Genomic DNA, 2,563 nt, shown 5'->3' with positions numbered 1-2,563 from the left:
AAATGTAACATTTCTCTATAAAAATTATATATATATATTAGAAAAGTCTTTTACTATTACATTAAAACCACTTTACAAGTAATTAAAAACTAATTTTATAAAAAATGAACCAAATTACGAAAACTGTACAACTATTAATACAACAATACTAAGAAAGCACAGGAGGAAGTTGGTGCTATGAATAGCATTAATAAATTTTACTCTATTTTTATAAATAACTTAAGATAAATAGGAGGCTACTTTAATGAATGAGCTTGATTATATAAATTGTGAAAAAAAACTTTATAACTACTGTATTCAAGTAAATGAAGTTGGTTTTTTTAATTTTGAAAGTAGTATAAATGGATCTAAATTATTAGAGTTTGACAATAATATTTATGCATATAATAATTATGGATTATTTAAGTTAATCTCTCCTGCACTGAAGTTATGGCAAAAAATACATTTACCTATAGAGCTAACAGATAATATTAATTTTAATTTTATTGTATTAAAAGATTATCTTTATTTTTATACGGACTTAGAATTATGGAAAATAAAAAAATGTGATAATTGGATTGATGGATGGATTAAAGTTACCTCTAAAAACAAAGACATTAATGAAGTTATAATGGTTAAACCCTTAGCTTTATTTAATCAAAATATATATGGTATTACTTATAATGCTAAAAGCTTTAAAATTGTTAAGTCTCCCAATTTAGAGCATTCTGAAATGCTATGGGAGTTAGCTGCCCCAGAATCATTTAATAATATTGAAAAAAATAAAGATGTAGCTTTTATGACTATAGTAAACAACAGACTTTATGCTGCTACTAACACTCTTCAAGGAGACTTTAATAATGAAAATTCCTATCTTCTTGATGGAATAGAAATTTGGGAAAGTAAAACTGGTAACATAGATTCATGGATTAAAATAAATACACCTGGCTTTGGTGTAAAAAGAAATATAAATAATAAAACTATATATGTAAATCAATTAATAAGTTCTTTTAGTATTTTTAAATCAGCAAATAATACTACGGAATCTTTAATACTAGGCACAAGCTCTGTTTTTGGAGCTGAAATTTGGATTTATAATGGTGAAGGTATTAATGGGTGGAGCACCCTATTTTTAGCAAATAATACTTGTAATATAATAAGTGAAATTAAGTCAATTTTATTTTTTAATAATGAAATTCATATTTTTGCAGTTAATTTTAATTGATTTAAGAAATTTTTTTAGCTAATAATTGACATGGAATAACAGCATGTACCATAATATTTATTATATATAATTAAAGCTAAAGCAAGGAGGAGTAAAATGAATTTAGATAAAATGAGTTATGATGCAGATAATGTACTTATAATAACAAATGATGAGTGTATATATGATAATTTAAAAGATAACTTTGAAGAATATACTTTTATATCTGTTATAAGATTTTCTAGTAAAAATTTTTTGAATAAAATTACCTTAAATAATTTGGTAAAAAAAACAAAGGTTTGTTTTGCTATTATTGATTTTGAAAATAAAAATTATAATAAATTTATTTCACAATTAAACAATATTATTCTAAAGGGTACTCTATGTATTCCTATTGGAGTTAATTGTAATCATATTAATAATATTCAAATGTTACAAGAAATACAGGATCAAATTTATACTTTAATTGTAACAACTACAGATAATATTATGGACAATATAAATTCAATCTGTGACCTTCATAAGGATAAAATGGCATTTTATCTATCAATTGGTGAATTAAAACGTTGCTTAAAACAAAAAAGTGTTGGATATACCTCCATAGGAAAAGGATCTGGAAGTAAAAAATGGGAAAAAGCAGCCATAAATGCAATTAAAGCTTTTCCAAGTAATTCTCATTTTAGTGAGGGAAAAAATATAATATTAACTATAGAAGTTAAGAATTATAAAGACCAAAGATTAGAAGATGTAAATATGCTACCTGAAATAATTCAAATAGCCACCAATAAGAATGCTAAGATAAGTTATTCAGTAATTGAAAATGAAAATATTGATGATGAAGTTATTTTAAGAGTTTTCGCTAATGGGTTTTACTTATAATAAATTTAACCATTTTAATTTAAATATGGTTAGAGCTTAATTATAAAATATTCAAGCTAAATACTTTTAATATTATAATGTTGACAACTAAAAATATATTTATTAATATAAATATATATCGAAAATTTTAGATATGAGGTGATTAAATTATGAATAATTATGGGGATAAAACTAAAATTTTCAAGGCATTTTGTGATGAAAGAAGATTATTAATTTTAGAGTTATTAAAATCAGGTGAAATGTGTGCATGTGAATTATTAGAAAAATTAAATATTGGTCAATCTACATTATCACATCATATGAAAATTTTATGTGATTCTGGAGTAGTAATATCAAGAAAAGAAGGAAAATGGGCACACTATTCCATAAGTTGTGAAGGTGTTAAAAATGCTAAAAATATGATTGATATATTAACAACTTCTAATGCTGAATTTTTAAATAAATCAAATACAGTTTGTAAGTAAAAATAACCATCTTAGGATGGTTTTCTTTTAAAATAAC

General features: G+C 23.3%; 3 protein-coding genes. All 3 read left to right on the top strand.

Annotated features, from left to right (window positions below; genetic code table 11):
• Positions 1-244: 244 nt before the first annotated feature.
• Positions 245-1,204 (top strand): hypothetical protein, encoded by a 960-nt coding sequence (locus GBZ86_RS14850; protein WP_152891937.1) that lies wholly within the window; start codon positions 245-247, stop codon positions 1,202-1,204.
• 96 nt (positions 1,205-1,300) lie between these two features.
• Positions 1,301-2,062: an FtsZ/tubulin family protein gene (locus GBZ86_RS14845; protein ID WP_152891935.1), complete on the top strand. Its 762-nt coding sequence runs from the start codon at positions 1,301-1,303 to the stop codon at positions 2,060-2,062.
• Positions 2,063-2,211: 149 nt separating this feature from the next.
• Positions 2,212-2,526, top strand: a complete 315-nt coding sequence (locus GBZ86_RS14840) for an ArsR/SmtB family transcription factor (RefSeq protein WP_152891933.1) — start codon at positions 2,212-2,214, stop codon at positions 2,524-2,526.
• The last annotated feature ends 37 nt before the right edge of the window (positions 2,527-2,563 follow it).

The organism is Clostridium tarantellae, assembly GCF_009295725.1.
In the GTDB taxonomy this organism is placed as follows: Bacteria; Bacillota; Clostridia; order Clostridiales; family Clostridiaceae; genus Sarcina; species Sarcina tarantellae.
Note: the sequence above shows the minus strand (reverse complement) of the source record. Positions and strands in the feature narration are given on the sequence as shown.